The following is a 17,359-nucleotide window of genomic DNA, read 5'->3' as shown; positions in this document are numbered from 1 at the left end:
ATTATTTGATGATATCGACTATAAATATGGCTAAAAAAAGAGATTTCCCCCTCAATCTTTCATGTTTTAATATAACGTTTTATAAAAAAAGGCCTGAATAAAATATCCAGACCTCTTTTCATTATAGAAACTTTATTAATCGATAAAATCCACTGTTTCTTCTCCAATCATAGTCCGAAGTGTATTTTTCAATTTTACATATTGAATAAACAAATCGTGCTCTGCAACTTTTGCCGGCTCGTGCATTGGACTCTTGAAGTAGAATGACAACCAATCTTGAATTCCTCCCATACCTGCGCGTTGTGCCAAATCTGTAAACAATACAAGATCGAGACATAACGGTGCGGCTAAGATAGAGTCTTTACAAAGGAAGTCTACTTTCAATTGCATTTTATAGCCTAACCAACCAAAAATATCAAGGTTATCCCATCCTTCTTTATCGTCTTTGCGAGGAGGATAGTAGTTGATACGCACTTTATGATATACATTACCATAAAGTTCATTATAAAGATCTGGCTGTAAGATTGTATCAATAACTGAAAGTTTTGACTCTTCTTTTGTTTTGAATGAACCCGGATCGTCAAGAACCTCTCCATCACGGTTACCCAATATGTTTGTAGAGAACCATCCGCTAAGACCCAACATACGAGTTTTCAACATTGGAGCCAATACTGTCTTCAACATTGTTTGTCCTGTTTTAAAGTCTTTTCCGCAAATTGGAGTGTTTGTTTTTGCTGCTAATTCCCACATTGCAGGAATATCAACTGTCAAGTTAGGTGCTCCATTGATATAAGGTATCCCCATTGACACACATGCATAAGCATAGATATTTGAAGGAGCTATATCTTTATGATTTTCCTTCATCCCTTTTTCTAAAGAAGCTAAAGTCTTGTGAACTTCACCAAGAGGAGTAAAAACTTCGGTACTACCACACCAAATAACAACTACACGATCGCAGCCATTTTCTTTTTTAAAGTTTTCGATGTCTTGTTTTACTTGTTCCATCAGATCCCATTTAGTAGGAGCAGACTTAACCCAAGTTCCATGAAGTCTTTTTACAAATTCTTGATCAAATACAGCCTTCATTGGCTTAATAGCGATCATTTCATCTTTCACCTTGTCAAGGTCTTCTTTTGTCAAGACCTCTGCATGTACTGCAGCTTCGTATGCATTATCTTCAAAGATATCCCATCCTCCGAATACTACATCGTCTAAGTTGGCCAAAGGCACAACATCTTTAATTTTAGGGAAACGATTTTCTTCTCTTTTTCCCAAACGTATTGTTGCCAATTGAGTAATTGACCCTACAGGTACACCTAATCCTTTACGAGTTAGTAACGTTCCTGCCATGAATGTGGTAGCTACTGCTCCAATACCTACCGTTAGAACACCAAGTTTACCTTTGGCTTCTTTAATTTGTACTTTTTCCATTTTAATTAAATTTTAAAATACACTGCAACCCGCAGCAATCCTTTAAACACGTGGACTACACATCCTCAAGATATTATCTCCAGATTCCATATAGACCTATAATAGAACAGCTTCAGTGAATATTTATCTTATTTTATTCTTCCAACCCGGAATTTTCCGCCGTACAAGTGGCATCCATTGTTAAGATAGATAATCAGACCGACTCTGTTATATTATCAAGTACAAGTAATTGTTCAATCTAGCTGAAAAGCAGTCTTCAACTCCATGAAGTCTGTTATAATCAAATCAGCCGTTGCATCTTCTTCATCGTCTCCCCAACCTAAGCCTTTCAACCAAATAGTCTGACAACCATTTTGGGATGCGGGAACGATATCTTTTGAGTAAGAATCTCCAATAACAACAACTGAATCTCCAGGCAAAGCCAATTCTTCGACTCCTAACCTAAATATAGCAGGATCGGGTTTTCGTACGCCAACCACTGCTGATTCTATAATATTATCAAAGTATTTTAATAAATCAAAGTCTCCAAGCACAGCCTGTACATTCCCGTAAAAATTAGATACTAAGACCATTGGATAACGGTTTTTCAAGGCTTGCAATACAGGTATTTCTTTCTCAATTAAAGATTTTACAAAGTTATAACATTGAGTTGAAATAGCAAGACTATATTCTTTTGTTTTATTTTCATCTGTTAAGAATCCTTTATCCAACAGATACCCCATCTGTAGTTCGGTTTTCTTTTTTAACAGAACATAAAAGTTATCTTCAGGCAATATTACAAGGTTTGTTGCAAGATAACGTTCACCATAGACATAAGCTTCTCTAAATTGTACCTTTGTAACAGGTACGTCCTGATCCTGATAAGCTTCCCATAATACTTCAGCCCAATGCTTCCCGTTACTATCTATAGTTCCTCCGTAATCAAAGATTACCCCTTTTACTTTACTTAAATCAAACATTTCAATTAATTATATTTCCCACTTTCTATATCAGCAATAAAAGCTTTACATATACTCTCATGCTTAGTGATCATATACACAAGCAGGACATTCAACACTGTCAATTCAAACACGAAATAAGCCCAAGGCAAACCTATTAATATAGATATACATAGTGCAATGGCTCTCGTATTGAATGACAATATATTTGTATATTTCATCAGAGGCAGGCTCTTTTCTCTGAAATCACGTCTAAACGGTTCAGGTGCAACCTCTCCGAATTTCTCTTTTATCAATGCAAGAAGTTCTTGCAATCTAGGAGAAGATCCTTCTTGCCCTTTTGTATAATTTCTATAGAAGAAAACAACAAGTTTAGCCCCAAAGTTCTTGCTCCAACTCAGCTCGCTATACTTCTGAGTCAATTCTGTGGTATTATCAAGCTCGCTCCCTGACTTACCCTTCAAAAATAACAGATGTACATTCCGATAATAATCAGCCATCGCAGCCTGCTTAGAATGAAAATAGCCCGTTACTATGGCTAATCCCCATATCCAACCTCCCCACTCGGGATAAAGTCGAAGACAGATAGCAATATAAATAGATGCAAACCATAAGTTTCCTGCAAATCCATCCAGTACACGACCTAATGCAGAAAACTGCTTCGTCATTCGGGCCAATTGCCCATCGGCACTATCGTATGAGTTTGCCCAAACCAGCAGAAAAATACCCAACAGAGATATCCAGATATTATCAAAGTAAAAACAAATACCGGCTCCTACTCCCAGAAATATACTGGCTATTGTAACAGCATTAGGACTAACGCCCAACTTCTGAAACAACAAAGCCCAACGATATCCTATAGGCCGGTAGAAATAAATATCTATAGGTTCTTCTGTATCTGTCGATTTCAGAGTAGACTCCAACGATGGTTGTTGATTCTCCATATAATAATGAAAAGTAACTTTATTTTTATTATTTATTCAGGTCTTTCTGAATTTGTTTATGAATACATTCTGCAATCTTAGGTGCGGCAGCATCTCTACATGGAGCAAAACTTGGCCAATCATTAAAATCAATAATTTTAAATGAGCCATCTTCTGCTACAACACAGTCTCCTCCATATACTTTTACATCCAGAACTTCTCCGGCTTTATCACATGCTTTTTTTAATGCATCTACATCGAAAGAGAATTCTTTAGCTGCTCCATTTATAGCCTCCAACCCAAATTTGCTATGACTCAAATCGAATGGATAGAACCAGTAAAAAAAGTCAGTATCTGCAATTCCATAAAATTTCACCAAGTCTCCCACTAAGTGTTCATTTATCACAGCATTAGGAATATCCCTCAGGGCAAATTCTTGTAATATTGATTTCACTTCCGGTATATTACGTGCATATGTCACATCTTCGCGATGTATTGCATGAGAATCTCCTCTTTTAATCCAATACGCAGGTGCATCCATAGCTTCCAAACCTTTTGTAGGATCATCAGCTACATCTACAATAATACTAGCCGGATGCGGAATCCCATTCTCTAACAACAGACGAGTCATTGCTTCACGAGTACAATTTTCAATACCCGTCCCTGAATTGATAATGACTACATTATCCTTTTCACATTGTTTCAGCCTTTTTATTGTACCCTTATCTCGGGCCATATTGAAGATATATCTTTCTTTCTCTTCACTTAATACAAATTCGGACTCCGTGTACTCTACAACATCATATCCCATATTTCTGAGACTTTCGGCAGTCATACTAAATATCATCCCATCATTTCCAATATGGTTTGGAGAATATTTAGTCTTTCTTTTTATACCTGCTACTTTAATTTTCGACATATTTTTTCTAAGCTTTCTCTTGCTTGTATTCTTTAGCTATTTAAAAATTGTTCTGCTTTATTTATATCTTCTGCATGATCCACATCTACGATCTTGGCAAAAGGGTGTGCTTTTAGCACTAATCCATCCGCGACTAATTGTCTTTGAAAATTGCGCATGCGTGATTGCCCTGAGTCTAGGCAAGCTTCTAATGTATTTATTGCCTTATGGGTCAATCCATATATTCCTCCCGATATATACTTACAATCTGCTGACTGATCTAAGAAACCTTTAATATGCATCGACGCATCTACATCTACATAAAGAGGTTTTTCATCGTCAATAAAATCTGTCACCGCCATCATTCCATCCGAGGTTTTATCTTCGATAAAAGCTTTTATATAACGAGAGAATTCTTCTCCTTTAAAGATGGTATCAACTGTAGTCAGACAAAATTTCCCTTCCCTCAAAAAATTTCTCAATTCAAAAAAGCTATGCATTGAACTTGGTGTAGATTTAACTACAATATTCAAAGGAATATCTAATTTCAGAGCAGAGACATACTCTTGTACCTGCTTCATTTCCTCATTAACAATAATGCTAATGGATGTAGCTTCGTTTTCAAGAAATATATCAATTAAACGGCGTATCATCTCCTTACCATTTAGTTTTACTAAAGGCTTTGGCAATGAGACACCTTCTTGTGCAAGCCGGGAACCTTCTCCGGCTGCTATTATAGCATAATTCATATTCTAGTTTAACGGATTTAGACTTCGTTTATTCAAAAAGGTTTAATTTTATTCTTCGCTTCCTGATAAATCTAAGACTTCATTGTCATTTCCCCTCTCTATATATAATTTCCTCAAAGGATTAGCATGAGCTAAGTCAAAAGCTTTTCTATTCTCAAATGTATCTATAGCCATATAAATAGCTTGTCTAAAAGAATCCTCTGAGGCTTTCCCTTGTCCTGCAATACCATATGCTGTTCCATGAGCGGGAGACGTTCTTACAATTGGAAGTCCAGCTGTAAAATTCACACCATCCTCCATTGCAATCGTTTTAAATGGAATTAAGCCTTGGTCGTGATACATAGCTAATATACCATCGAAGTGAGAAAAATCACCAGAGCCAAAGAATCCATCTGCCGGATAAGGGCCAAAACATAAAACTTTTTTATGTAATAATTCTTCCAATGCCGGTTTAATCACATCTTGCTCTTCACTGCCTAGTAATCCATTTTCTCCGGCATGTGGATTGAGAGAAAGTACTGCGATACGGGGTTTTCCTATACGAAAATCTTTTCTCAAACTTTTTTCGAAACGTATTGCAGCATCAACGATTTTCTCTTTAGTCAGTTCCTTCGATATATCTGCCAATGGCAAATGCCCTGTTACAAGAGCAACTCGAAGAGAATCTTTCACCAAAATCATTAAGCTTTTGTCTCCTTCTTCTCCAAAACGCTCCTCTAAGTATTCGGTATGTCCGGGAAATTGAAAATCTTCTCTTTGAATATTATTCTTATTGATCGGTGCTGTTACAAGAACATCAATCAATCCTTTTTTCAAATCAGCAACGGCTCTTTCTAATGATGCATAAGAAGATTCTCCAGCTACCTTAGTAGATTCTCCCAGCTCTATTTTCACATCATCAGCAACACAGTTAATGATATTCACTTTATTTTCCACTGCATCTTTTGCATCACTTATCTGATTGAAAGATACTGGCTGCAAATCCATTGTTTTGCGATGAAAGGCTGCGACTTTGAGTGATCCATATACCACCGGCATGCAAATTTCAGCCATACGTATATCGGCAAAAGTTTTAAGGATAACTTCATATCCTATACCATTTATATCACCATGTGTAATCCCTACTTTTATCATAGAAATATTTTTTACTTTTTCATTGTTGACAACATACCACACGCAGCAAATATATCTTCGCCTCGTGATGAACGTATAGTACAAGTAACTCCTTTATTCGTTAAGAAGTCACGAAAGGCTTCCATTTTCTCCTTTGTTGATGTTTTCAGGTCTACATTTGGAATAGCATGAAAGCGTATCAAGTTTACACGACAATCGATTCCTCTTAATAGTTGCTGTAGCTTCTTAGCATGTAGTAAAGAGTCATTAAAATCATCAAACATTATATATTCGAAAGACACGCGTCTTTGTTTCGACCAATCATATTGTTTAAGCAGTTCAATCACCCCTTCTATAGGATACGCTTTCTCGGCTGGCATTATTGTCAAACGCTGCGTACTTTCGGGACTATGAATACTTATTGCTAAATGAGCATTACTTTCGTCCAAGAATCGTTTCAACTTAGGCGTTACACCTGTTGTGGAAACAGTTATTCTCTTCGGACTCCAAGCCAACCCGTAATCTGCTGTCATTATATCAAGAACTTTTTTCACCTCATCGTAATTATCGAGAGGCTCACCCATTCCCATAAATACGATATTGGTTAGTTTCTCGGACTCACGAACTGAATAGACCTGATTTAAAATCTCATTTGCTGTCAAATGCCCATTGAATCCTTGCTTACCTGTCATACAGAATAAACAATTAAATTTGCATCCCATCTGAGAGGACACACATATGGTCACTCTTTCATCTTCGGGAATTATAACCGTCTCGATCAGTTTATTGGATTCTGTTCTAAACAGATATTTTACTGTTCCATCTACAGACTCTTGAAATTCTGTCGGAACATATCGCCCGACATCATATTTTTCGGACAATTTCTCTCTGTTAGCTACAGAGATATTCGTCATGTCATCTATCGACAAAATTCGTTTATTGTATACCCAATCTGCAATTTGTTTTGCAGAGAATTTAGGCATACCACACTCCAGAACGACTTCTTTCAATTCGTCCAAGGTCATTCCTAGCAAGTGTTTCCTTTCTGACATATATCAGTTTCTTAAAAAGCATTGGCTTTTAGCAATTCTCCACTTAGATGCTAAAAGCCAATATTTATTTTTTATATTCTCTTCTTAATTTCAGCACTTTCTTTTTCGAAACCTGGCTTATCAAGAAGAGCAAACATATTTTTCTTATATGCTTCAACTCCTGGTTGATCAAAAGGATTTACCCCTAAGATATATCCACTGATACCACAAGCTTTTTCGAAGAAATAAAGTAGCTGACCAATGCTATAAGCATCTAGCTTAGGCAACTCAATCTTGATATTTGGGACTCCTCCATCTACATGAGCCATTTGAGTACCAAGCTCTGCCATTTTATTAACGAAATCAACTCGTTTTCCGGCAAGGAAATTTAATCCATCTAGATCTTCTTCGTCCGTTGGCACATTTAATGTCTCGTTAGGTTGAGCGACAGAAATAACTGTCTCGAAAACAGAACGCTCTCCTTCTTGAATCCATTGACCCATAGAGTGCAAGTCTGCAGTAAAATCAACAGAAGCATTGAAAATACCTTTGTTTTCTTTTCCTTCACTCTCACCGTAAAGTTGTTTCCACCATTCAGCAATATAGTGCAATTTAGGATTGAAGTTTGCTAGTATTTCTATTTTTTTACCTGATTTATAAAGCTCGTTACGAGTCACAGCATAGATTTCAGCAATATTCTTATCAAAAGGAACAGACGGTGCTGTTTCTTTTTCCATATACGCTGCTCCAGCTACAAGTTGACGAATATCAATTCCCGCTAAAGCGATAGGTAGCAAACCTACAGGAGTAAGCACAGAATAACGTCCTCCAACATTATCAGGAATTATATATTTCTTATATCCCTCTTTAGTAGCTAAGGTAAACAAAGCTCCACGAGCTGCATCAGTAATAGCTACAATACGATTTTTAGCTTCTTCTTTTCCTACTGTTTTTTCAAGCTCTGCTTTCAATATACGGAAAGCTAAAGCAGGTTCTGTAGTAGTTCCCGATTTTGAGATATTTACAATACCGAAAGATTTTCCTTGTAGATAAGCCAATATCTCAACAAGATAATCTTCACCTATATTATTTCCGGCATAAAGAATCACAGGATTCTTACGGTCTTTTTGCAACCAGTCGAAGTAGTTTGAAAGAGAGTCGATCACAGCTTTAGAACCCAGATAGCTACCCCCAATTCCTACTAAAACAATCACTTCACATTTAGATCTTAGCGCAGCTGCTGTCTCTTCAATATCTTTTAGATCGGCATCTGTTATAGAAGACGGAAGATTTAACCATCCAAGGAAATCGTTTCCTTTACCTGATCCGTCATGCAATGTTTCGTTACATTTTTTAGCTAACGCTGCTTGTCCATCAATGTCTGCTTGATTTATAAAGCCTAAAGTTTTACTTATGTCTAGTTTAATAACTTTATCCATAATCTTTATATGTTATTTTAATATTTGTTCTCTTAACATTTTTACTTCTTCCTTTGCCGGACGATTTTCATACAATACACGATAAACCATATCTGCAATAGGTATCTGCACATCATAATTCTGGCTCATCTCCATAATACATTTAGTTCCGTAGTACCCTTCGGCAATCATTTCCATCTCTACTTGAGCAGCTTTAACCGAATATCCTTTTCCGACCATAGAACCAAATGTTCTGTTACGGCTAAAGCTTGAGTAACAAGTGACCAATAAATCTCCCAAATAGGCAGAGTCTTGTATTCTTCTATCCATTGGAGATACAGCATTTACGAATCGCTCCATTTCAGAAATGGCATTAGAGACTAATACTGCCTGAAAATTATCACCATACTTTAGCCCATGACATATACCCGAAGCTATAGCGTAAACATTTTTCAACACTGCTGCTATTTCTACACCTGCCACATCCCGCGAAACCGAAGAACGAACATAGCGGTTATTGAAAATAGCTGAAAGGGTCTTAGCTTTTTCAATATCTTCACACACGATAGTAGGATAGGTCAATCGTTCGAGGGCTATTTCTTCTGCATGACAAGGACCTGCTACAACGGCAATATTCTCTGCCGGAATATTATATTGCTGCATTAAATAATCTGTCACAAGAAGGTTTTCGGGAGGAATTATCCCTTTTATTGCAGAGACAATATACTTATCGCTGATAGAAACTTGCAGTTTTTCTAAATGACTTTTCAGAAAAGGAGAGGGCACTGCCAGGATAAGCGTGTCCGAATTATTAACGACTTCTGTTATGTCTGAATAGAAGGTTATTCTGTCCAGATTGAAATCTACATTTGAAAGATAAGACGGATTGTGTCCTATTCTTTTAAATTCTTCAATCTGTTCAGGGCGACGCATATACCAGTTGATATGCTTTTCGTGACTCAACACTATCTTAGACAATGCTGTAGCCCATGTTCCGCCACCTAAAACCGCTATTCTTCCCGGAAAACTCATGCTTTATTCAAATTAGTTAGAAAATGGGATTAGTTAATCTTTGTAAGCCATCCCTCTATTTCTTCTACCGAAGGCAATGATAGTTCCAGTTTATATTTTTTATTTACCTCACCTAAGTCTTGTCTGATTTTTTGAGCTTTACCTTCTTTCAGACTTTCAATAGTAGGATATCCTGCTTTTTGTACTACAGGAACAAGCTCTTCGGCAACTCCTAATGCTACATATTTGGCAACAGCATCTTTCTTCGCTGTTTTTTCAGGTCTCATTTGAGGGAATAACAATACTTCCTGAATAGAAGTCTGACCGGTCAACAACATAACCAATCGATCCATTCCGATCCCCATACCCGATGTAGGAGGCATACCATATTCTAACGCACGAAGGAAATCCTGATCGATAAACATCGCCTCATCGTCTCCTTTTTCTGACAATTTCATTTGTTCTTCGAAACGTTCACGCTGATCGATAGGGTCATTCAATTCGGAATAAGCATTTGCTAATTCTTTACCGTTTACCATCAGTTCAAAACGCTCCGTCAATTCCGGATTGCTACGATGACGTTTTGTCAATGGCGACATTTCGATTGGATAATCAGTTATAAATGTAGGTTGTATATAATTCCCTTCACACTTTTCTCCAAATATCTCATCGATAAGCTTTCCTTTACCCATTGTCTCATCCTGATCGATCCCCAATTGCTTACAAACATCTCGCAATTGAGCCTCATTCATACCGGCAATATCTATTCCTGTATGATCTTTGATCGCTTGTATCATTGTTACACGAGGATATGGAGCCTTGAAGCTAATTTTCTTCCCGCCGACTTCCACTTCTGTCGTTCCTAGCACATCAAGACATATTTTCTCAAGCATTTGCTCTGTAAACTCCATCATCCAGTTGTAGTCTTTATAGGCCACATAGATCTCCATTGCTGTAAACTCAGGATTATGAGTTCTATCCATACCTTCGTTACGGAAGTTACGAGAAAACTCATAGACTCCGTCGAAGCCTCCAACAATCAGACGCTTCAAATAAAGTTCATTCGCAATACGTAAATACAATGGAATGTCCAATGCATTGTGATGCGTGATAAATGGACGAGCTGCCGCCCCTCCAGGAATCCCCTGTAACACAGGTGTATCAACTTCCAGGTAACCTCTTTCATTAAAGAAGTTACGCATAGCGTTGAATATTTTTGTTCGTTTAATGAATATATCTTTTACTCCATCATTAACTGCTAAGTCAACATAACGTTGACGATAGCGTTGTTCCGGATCGGTGAAACCATCGTAAGTAACTCCGTCTTTTACCTTAACTACCGGTAGAGGGCGAAGCGATTTTCCTAAGACAGTCAACTCTTCGGCATGAATAGAGATTTCTCCCATTTGTGTACGAAACACAAAACCTTTCACACCTACAAAGTCACCGATATCTAGTAATTTCTTAAATACTGTATTATAAAGTTCTTTATCTTCAGTAGGACAAAGCTCATCTCTTGTTATATAAACCTGAATACGCCCTTCGGCATCCTGCAATTCCATAAAAGATGCTTTCCCCATGATACGACGTCCCATAACACGCCCTGCAATTGACACATAACGTCGTTCTGCATCATCTTTAAAGTCGTCTTTGATATCTTTGGTGTATGCATCTACCTCATATAGCGCTGCCGGATATGGCTCTATTCCTAACTTTCTTAGTTCTTCCAAACTCTGACGGCGAACAATTTCTTGTTCACTCAATTCTAATATATTCATTATCAATCTATCTTCAGATTTTTACACAAAACTTACAATTTATTTTCCCAAAGGAATAACCTCGCAAAGTTAAAAAATATAATAACATACAAGTATGGTATTCTTCATTTTAATAAGAAGAGCAAGCATAAATCTCTTCATTTTAACAATTACAAAAACATTTCACACCAAAAATCAACAAAAGAATACACTCCTCTGACGTTTTGTATACAGACCACGAATTAGCACGAACCCTTTTATTCTTGATAAGTATTTTTTATTAGAAAATAGAAATACCTCAACTTTCTAAATAGGGATAAGATTTTGTACCTTTGCATCACTAAAAAAAAGAGAGCTGCATGCTCTTCAACGACTAAAAACAGTTTTTTGAAATGTTGAAAACCGCAAATATAGACGAACTAGAGAACAAAAAAATAAGCAAACTTCTTTGGCAATATGCATTACCTGCCATTGTGGGAACAATGGTAAATGCTCTTTACAATATTATCGACCGAATTTACATAGGACATGGCCCTGATCTGGGAGACCATGCTATCGGTGGTTTAGGAATTGTACTCCCTGTCATGAACTTAACTGCCGCAGTAGGAATGCTGGTAGGTGCAGGATCGGCAAGTCGCATATCAATATGCCTTGGCAAGGGAGACAAAGAGACTGCAGAGAAAATCATAGGAAATTCCTTTCTGATGACGCTAATTCTTACAGGAACATTGATCTTCTTTTTATTACTTTTTCTAGACCCTATCCTTATGATGATAGGGGCCACAGAGGAGACATTTCCATATGCTAAAGAATTTCTACTATACTATTTACCCGGCAATATATTCTTAACGATGTGCTTCAACTTCAACAGTATGATGCGCGCTTCGGGCTACCCAACTAAGGCGATGGTGACAATGTTAATTGGAGTCGTTGCTAACATAATAATTGCTCCTATATTTATCTTTGCCTTAGAATGGGGGATAAAGGGTGCTGCTATAGCTACCATCATATCAATGTTTATTGGTCTATGCTTTGTCATGTACCACTTTATGAACCAAAACAGCATGCTTCGCCTGCGTAAAAAAAATATTGGAATAAATCCGAAAATAGTATGGGCAATAGTAAGTATCGGACTATCACCCTTCTTTATACAGGTTGCTTCTTCCATTGTCGTTTTTCTTATAAATAATAAGCTGAAAGCTTTTGGTGGCAATGTAGCCATAGAAGCTTTTGCCATAGCTAACACTTTAGTTATGATTATCATCATGATCATGGTCGGACTTACTCAAGGTATGCAACCAATTGTCGGATACAACTATGGAGCTAAGCGGATACAAAGAGTGAAAGAGACACTCAACTATACCATAAAAGTGGGCATTGTAATCGGCTGCATAGGACTTGCAATAGGACTACTCTTACCCGAGATCGTTGTGCTTCCATTCAACCCATCTCCGGCACTAGCCACAGAGTCAGCCAAAGGATTACGCATAGTAACTCTTATGTTGCCTTTAGTGGGCTTCCAGATTGTAGTAACAAACTTCTTCCAGTGTATAGGTATGGCAGGAAAAGCAATATTCCTAAGCTTATCACGCCAATTTTTATTACTTCTCCCTGCTTTAATGATTCTACCTAATCTTTTTGGATTAGACGGAGTATGGGGATCACTACCCGTTTCTGATTTTCTGGCAACAGCTTTGACTGCCATTTTATTTATAATGCAGATCAGAACATTCAAAAAAATAGAAGTAAACAATCAAATTTCGCCTAACATATAATATCTCTAACATTAGAATTTCTTAAAAGCATCGAGGTCTATAAACTAAACATGCATCTAATTTGTTAGCTTTACTAGTTTCAAAAATCAAACAATGACAGATATAACAAGACAATACATACTTCAACATTTTTCTGTAACCGAGAGCGAACTGCTCTTAGTCATCAAAGAAGCGTTGAGTAAAGGAGGCGATTATGCCGATATATTCTTCGAACATACTTTCAGCAACAGTATCGCTCTGAGAGATGGTGAGGTAAACAGAATAGCTTCGAACATCGATTATGGAGTGGGCATCCGAGTTGTTTCGGGCGATCAAACAGGCTATGCTTATGTAGAGAATACCGAAATAAAACAACTTATTCAGGCAGCAAAAACGGCTGCAAGCATAGCTTCTGATCAAAACAAGAACAACCTATCTATAGAAATCAAGGAAAAGCATTTTCCTAACTATTATAAGATTGACAAACCTTGGTTAGACACATCGGTGGCTGATAAAAAAGACTATGTGCAAAAACTCAACGATCATATTTTCAAATTAGACCCGAGAGTTATTAAAGCAACAGCAAATCTGACTGATAGTACATCTTACATTCTATTCTTCAACTCCGAAGGTTTATTAACATGGGACTATCGCCCTATGGCAATAATAGGTAGCTCATGCACAATGGAACAAAACGGGAAGATAGAAAACGGATATACTTCCAGAGCTCATAGAAAAGGTTTTGAATTTCTGAATGATGACCTTATTGCTACAATGGCAAATGAGGCTGTACAACAAACAGCACTCATGTTCGAAGCCGTCAAACCTAAAGGAGGAGAAATGCCGGTAGTCATGGGTGCCGGAAGTTCGGGCATATTACTACACGAAGCTATAGGTCATACATTTGAGGCAGACTTCAACAGAAAAAAAACATCTATATTCTCCGATCAGTTAGGTAAGCAAATATGTTCTCCTAACATCAATGTTATTGATGATGGAACAATAGAGAATTCCAGAGGTACTATCAACTTCGACGATGAAGGAATAGAAAGTCAGAAAACATATATTGTAAAGAATGGTATTTTGGAAAGTTATATTCACGACCGTATTAGTGCAAAATATTATGGAGTAGATCCTACCGGAAACGGGCGGAGACAATCATTCAGACACACTCCGCTTCCACGTATGAGAGTTACATATATGGAGCAGGGAAATATTCCGGAATCTGACATTATAGCATCCGTCAAACAAGGAATCTATGTCGACAACTTTACCAATGGGCAAGTTCAGATTGGCGCCGGAGACTTTACTTTCTTTGTAAAGACCGGTTACCTGATCGAAGATGGTAAGTTAACCCAACCAATAAAAGATATAAACATCATAGGCAATGGAGCTAAAGCTTTAGCCGACATCAGTATGGTAGGAAACAACCTTAAGATAGACGAAGGCTCTTGGACTTGTGGAAAAGATGGTCAAAGCGTTCCTGTGGGACAAGGATTACCATCTGTACTAATCAACAAACTGACTGTAGGAGGAGAATAATATGATAACTAAGCAACATAAAGATATAGCCCAGTCGGCAATGACCTTTGCACTAAAGAATGGCTGTCAGGCAACAAGAATTTCTATCATTACCGCAAACAACAATTCTTTTGAATACAGAGATCTTCAGTTAGACAAATTGCAGCAAAGTACCGAAAATAAGTTATACATAGAACTTTTCGTCGACGGTAAATATGGATCTTTCTCAACTAACAGGATCAACGATAAGCATGAAATAGAAAGTTTTATAAAAGATGGTATTTTATCGACACGCTATCTGGCTCCCGACTTATGTCGTCAACTGCCTAATGCAGATAGATATTACAAATCTAACGGAGAAGATCTTGATCTCTGCGATAATTCTTTTGATAGCATAAAAACCTCAAATAAGCTTGAGATAACAAAGCAAGTAGTAGAAGAAATATACGATAAAGACGAACGAATTATATCTATTTCTGCCTCCTACGATGATGGAATAGGTGCTGAATATATGGTTACCAGCAACGGGTTCGAGGCTGAAAGTTACGATTCTGCTTTTAGTCTTGTAGCCTCTGTATCTCTTAAAACAGAGGGGGATGCACGCGCAGAATCGTACTGGTACGACAATTCGATTTATTGGAATGATTTAATAAAAGAGGGAATTGGCAAAAAAGCATTTGACAGAGCCTTACAAAAAATAGGACAAAGAAAAATACAGTCTGGTCAGTATCAAATGTTATTAGACAATACGCTATCATTCAGACTCCTTTCTCCTATGATTGCCGCAATGTATGGTAGCTCTCTACAGCAGAAAAATTCTTTTTTATTGGATAAACTTGGAGAAGAAATCACATCCAAGAAACTAACCATAAGAGACACTCCTCATCTAAAGAAAGCTTTTGGTGCAAGAAGGTTCGACGGAGAAGGTGTAGCTACAAGTCAACGGGATATAATAAAGGAAGGTGTACTTCACACCTATTTCATAGACACTTACAATTCCCTAAAAATGGGAATAGACCCAACAATAGGATCTCCTTCTATACTAAATGTAGCCAAAGGGAACAGAAGCTTTGACGAGATACTCTTATCGATAGAGAAGGGGATTTGGGTTACTGGTTTTAATGGAGGTAATAGCAACCCCACAACCGGAGACTTTTCATTCGGAGTAGAAGGTTTCCTTATCGAAAAAGGAAAAATATCCACACCTGTCAGCGAGATGAACATTACGGGAAATATGCTTGAACTTTGGACTAGTCTTGAAGAAGCAGGGAATGATCCCCGTACTAATACATCTTGGAGAATACCAAGTTTACTTTTCAGCAATGTTAATTTCAGTGGTCTATAAACTAATTGCTCTTTTATGAGATTATCAACCATACTATCTATTTTATTATTTTTCTCATTGCAAATCTATGCCCAAGCTCCGGCTATTGAAGTCAGAGCCGCCTGGCTCACAACCAACTGGGGCCTAGATTGGCCTACACAAGGGACCAGTGTTGATTCGCAAAAAAAAGAGCTACAAAAAATACTCGACCAGCTCCAAGCTGAAAAATTCAACGTCGTACTTTTTCAGGCAAGAGCGCAAGGAAGTGTTTTTTACAGATCAAAAATAGAGCCACTCAGTCCTTTTTTCAATCATAGTAACAACTTTGATCCTTTGGCATTTGCTATCGAAGAGTGTCATAAACGAGGAATGGAGTGCCATGCCTGGATAGTTACTTACACAATGGAAAAAGCTAAAGTAAAATATACCGGAAAAGGGAAAAGAAGAAGAGCACAGATAGTAGATAAAAAGCCCGATTACTACAAAGAGATGAATGGTACTTGGTATCTGGATCCAGGCAGACCCGAAACCCAATCCCTCATCAAGATGCTTGTAAAAGAGATTGTATCAAACTATGATGTAGATGGCATTCACTTTGATTACATACGTTATCCTAGCAATACAAAGAAATTCCCTGATGAGGATACTTTTAAGAAATACGGCAACGGGATGAGTCTATACGACTGGCGACGTAATAATATCAACACTTTGGTGAGCGACATATACGACGAGGTTAAATCTATCAAAAAGTGGGTACAAGTTAGCAGCTCTCCACTAGGCAGATATAGGGTTTTACCAGAAATAGCTCCAAATGATGGATGGACTGCATACGAAACCGTATTTCAGGATGTAGGCCATTGGATGAACAATGGTAAACACGACCTTACCTTTCCGATGATGTACCATCGCGAAAAATATTTTTTCCCGTATCTTGACGACTGGATCAAGAATAGCAATGGTAGAATTGTAGTACCCGGATTGGGAATATATCAGATGGATGAACAAAGCTGGCCTCTGGAAGACATCATTAAGCAAATGCAATACACTCGTAGCAAGAATATAACAGGTCAAGCTTATTTTCGCACACAAAATGTTCTATCTAATTTAAAAGGAATAAAAGACTCTATAAATTCCTTTTACCCAACCCCTGCTAAGCTACCACCTCTTACCTGGTTAAACGACACTGCTCCTAATTCTCCAATAGACCTTCGTCTTTACAGAAGCAAAGGAGACACATTGAATATTGAGTGGGAAGCTCCTGACGACACCTCAGACTATACCTACACTATCTATGTATCCTTTACTGAAGAAATAGATACGAATGACCCTAAAAATATTTTAGTAACAGGGCTAAGAACTAAATCATATTCTTTCCCTATAAATAGTGGCGAATTTGGAGTGTATTATTTCGTAACAGCGTCAAATCGTTTTCACAACGAAAGTATAGCATGCTTCCCCGGATTTTTTGTCCATTCCGAGGACGAACACTAA

Annotated in this window: 14 protein-coding genes; 4 read left to right on the top strand and 10 right to left on the bottom strand. The window is 37.6% G+C overall.

Annotated features, from left to right (window positions below):
- Positions 1-135: 135 nt before the first annotated feature.
- From DHU68_RS10460 to lysS, 10 genes are all read right to left on the bottom strand, one after another.
- Complete coding sequence (locus DHU68_RS10460) at positions 136-1,431, bottom strand: inositol-3-phosphate synthase (protein WP_108822942.1); 1,296 nt, start codon at positions 1,429-1,431, stop codon at positions 136-138.
- A gap of 233 nt (positions 1,432-1,664) precedes the next feature.
- Positions 1,665-2,390 carry an HAD family hydrolase gene (locus tag DHU68_RS10455; RefSeq protein WP_108822941.1) on the bottom strand — a complete coding sequence of 242 codons (726 nt, stop codon included), beginning with the start codon at positions 2,388-2,390 and terminating at the stop codon, positions 1,665-1,667.
- A gap of 5 nt (positions 2,391-2,395) precedes the next feature.
- Positions 2,396-3,313 carry a CDP-alcohol phosphatidyltransferase family protein gene (locus DHU68_RS10450; RefSeq protein WP_108822940.1) on the bottom strand — a complete coding sequence of 306 codons (918 nt, stop codon included), beginning with the start codon at positions 3,311-3,313 and terminating at the stop codon, positions 2,396-2,398.
- A 28-nt stretch (positions 3,314-3,341) separates the two neighbouring features.
- The gene (locus DHU68_RS10445; protein WP_108822939.1) at positions 3,342-4,211 is read right to left on the bottom strand and encodes a hypothetical protein; all 870 of its coding nucleotides are present in this window, start codon (positions 4,209-4,211) and stop codon (positions 3,342-3,344) included.
- A gap of 32 nt (positions 4,212-4,243) precedes the next feature.
- Entirely contained in the window at positions 4,244-4,939 is a 696-nt protein-coding gene (locus DHU68_RS10440) for a sugar phosphate nucleotidyltransferase (protein ID WP_108822938.1), read from the bottom strand.
- A gap of 48 nt (positions 4,940-4,987) precedes the next feature.
- Entirely contained in the window at positions 4,988-6,073 is a 1,086-nt protein-coding gene (pdxA, locus tag DHU68_RS10435) for a 4-hydroxythreonine-4-phosphate dehydrogenase PdxA (protein WP_108823084.1), read from the bottom strand.
- Between the two features lie 11 nt (positions 6,074-6,084).
- The gene (gene rlmN, locus DHU68_RS10430; RefSeq protein ID WP_108822937.1) at positions 6,085-7,104 is read right to left on the bottom strand and encodes a 23S rRNA (adenine(2503)-C(2))-methyltransferase RlmN; all 1,020 of its coding nucleotides are present in this window, start codon (positions 7,102-7,104) and stop codon (positions 6,085-6,087) included.
- Positions 7,105-7,175: 71 nt separating this feature from the next.
- Positions 7,176-8,522, bottom strand: a complete 1,347-nt coding sequence (locus DHU68_RS10425) for a glucose-6-phosphate isomerase (protein ID WP_108822936.1) — start codon at positions 8,520-8,522, stop codon at positions 7,176-7,178.
- A gap of 12 nt (positions 8,523-8,534) precedes the next feature.
- Complete coding sequence (locus DHU68_RS10420; RefSeq protein WP_108822935.1) at positions 8,535-9,533, bottom strand: NAD(P)H-dependent glycerol-3-phosphate dehydrogenase; 999 nt, start codon at positions 9,531-9,533, stop codon at positions 8,535-8,537.
- A gap of 29 nt (positions 9,534-9,562) precedes the next feature.
- The gene (lysS, locus tag DHU68_RS10415) at positions 9,563-11,290 is read right to left on the bottom strand and encodes a lysine--tRNA ligase (RefSeq protein WP_108822934.1); all 1,728 of its coding nucleotides are present in this window, start codon (positions 11,288-11,290) and stop codon (positions 9,563-9,565) included.
- A 371-nt stretch (positions 11,291-11,661) separates the two neighbouring features.
- On the opposite strand from lysS, the gene DHU68_RS10410 reads away from it, so the two are divergent.
- From DHU68_RS10410 to DHU68_RS10395, 4 genes are all read left to right on the top strand, one after another.
- Entirely contained in the window at positions 11,662-13,044 is a 1,383-nt protein-coding gene (locus DHU68_RS10410; RefSeq protein WP_108822933.1) for an MATE family efflux transporter, read from the top strand.
- A gap of 93 nt (positions 13,045-13,137) precedes the next feature.
- The gene (locus DHU68_RS10405) at positions 13,138-14,565 is read left to right on the top strand and encodes a TldD/PmbA family protein (protein ID WP_108822932.1); all 1,428 of its coding nucleotides are present in this window, start codon (positions 13,138-13,140) and stop codon (positions 14,563-14,565) included.
- A 1-nt stretch (position 14,566) separates the two neighbouring features.
- A complete protein-coding gene (locus DHU68_RS10400; protein ID WP_108822931.1) occupies positions 14,567-15,889 on the top strand; it encodes a TldD/PmbA family protein in 1,323 nt (440 codons plus the stop codon).
- A 15-nt stretch (positions 15,890-15,904) separates the two neighbouring features.
- Complete coding sequence (locus DHU68_RS10395) at positions 15,905-17,359, top strand: glycoside hydrolase family 10 protein (RefSeq protein WP_108822930.1); 1,455 nt, start codon at positions 15,905-15,907, stop codon at positions 17,357-17,359.

It is taken from the genome of Dysgonomonas sp. Marseille-P4361 (assembly GCF_900343125.1).
Taxonomy (GTDB): domain Bacteria; phylum Bacteroidota; class Bacteroidia; order Bacteroidales; family Dysgonomonadaceae; genus Dysgonomonas.
Note: the sequence above shows the minus strand (reverse complement) of the source record. Positions and strands in the feature narration are given on the sequence as shown.

Bases quoted from the DNA above. Each gene is read 5' to 3' on its own strand.
- DHU68_RS10460 (WP_108822942.1), bottom strand. From the start codon at position 1,431: ATGGAAAAAGTACAAATTAAAGAAGCCAAAGGTAAACTTGGTGTTCTA.
- DHU68_RS10455 (WP_108822941.1), bottom strand. From the start codon at position 2,390: ATGTTTGATTTAAGTAAAGTAAAAGGGGTAATCTTTGATTACGGAGGA.
- DHU68_RS10450 (WP_108822940.1), bottom strand. From the start codon at position 3,313: ATGGAGAATCAACAACCATCGTTGGAGTCTACTCTGAAATCGACAGAT.
- DHU68_RS10445 (WP_108822939.1), bottom strand. From the start codon at position 4,211: ATGTCGAAAATTAAAGTAGCAGGTATAAAAAGAAAGACTAAATATTCT.
- DHU68_RS10440 (WP_108822938.1), bottom strand. From the start codon at position 4,939: ATGAATTATGCTATAATAGCAGCCGGAGAAGGTTCCCGGCTTGCACAA.
- pdxA (WP_108823084.1), bottom strand. From the start codon at position 6,073: ATGATAAAAGTAGGGATTACACATGGTGATATAAATGGTATAGGATAT.
- rlmN (WP_108822937.1), bottom strand. From the start codon at position 7,104: ATGTCAGAAAGGAAACACTTGCTAGGAATGACCTTGGACGAATTGAAA.
- DHU68_RS10425 (WP_108822936.1), bottom strand. From the start codon at position 8,522: ATGGATAAAGTTATTAAACTAGACATAAGTAAAACTTTAGGCTTTATA.
- DHU68_RS10420 (WP_108822935.1), bottom strand. From the start codon at position 9,533: ATGAGTTTTCCGGGAAGAATAGCGGTTTTAGGTGGCGGAACATGGGCT.
- lysS (WP_108822934.1), bottom strand. From the start codon at position 11,290: ATGAATATATTAGAATTGAGTGAACAAGAAATTGTTCGCCGTCAGAGT.
- DHU68_RS10410 (WP_108822933.1), top strand. From the start codon at position 11,662: ATGTTGAAAACCGCAAATATAGACGAACTAGAGAACAAAAAAATAAGC.
- DHU68_RS10405 (WP_108822932.1), top strand. From the start codon at position 13,138: ATGACAGATATAACAAGACAATACATACTTCAACATTTTTCTGTAACC.
- DHU68_RS10400 (WP_108822931.1), top strand. From the start codon at position 14,567: ATGATAACTAAGCAACATAAAGATATAGCCCAGTCGGCAATGACCTTT.
- DHU68_RS10395 (WP_108822930.1), top strand. From the start codon at position 15,905: ATGAGATTATCAACCATACTATCTATTTTATTATTTTTCTCATTGCAA.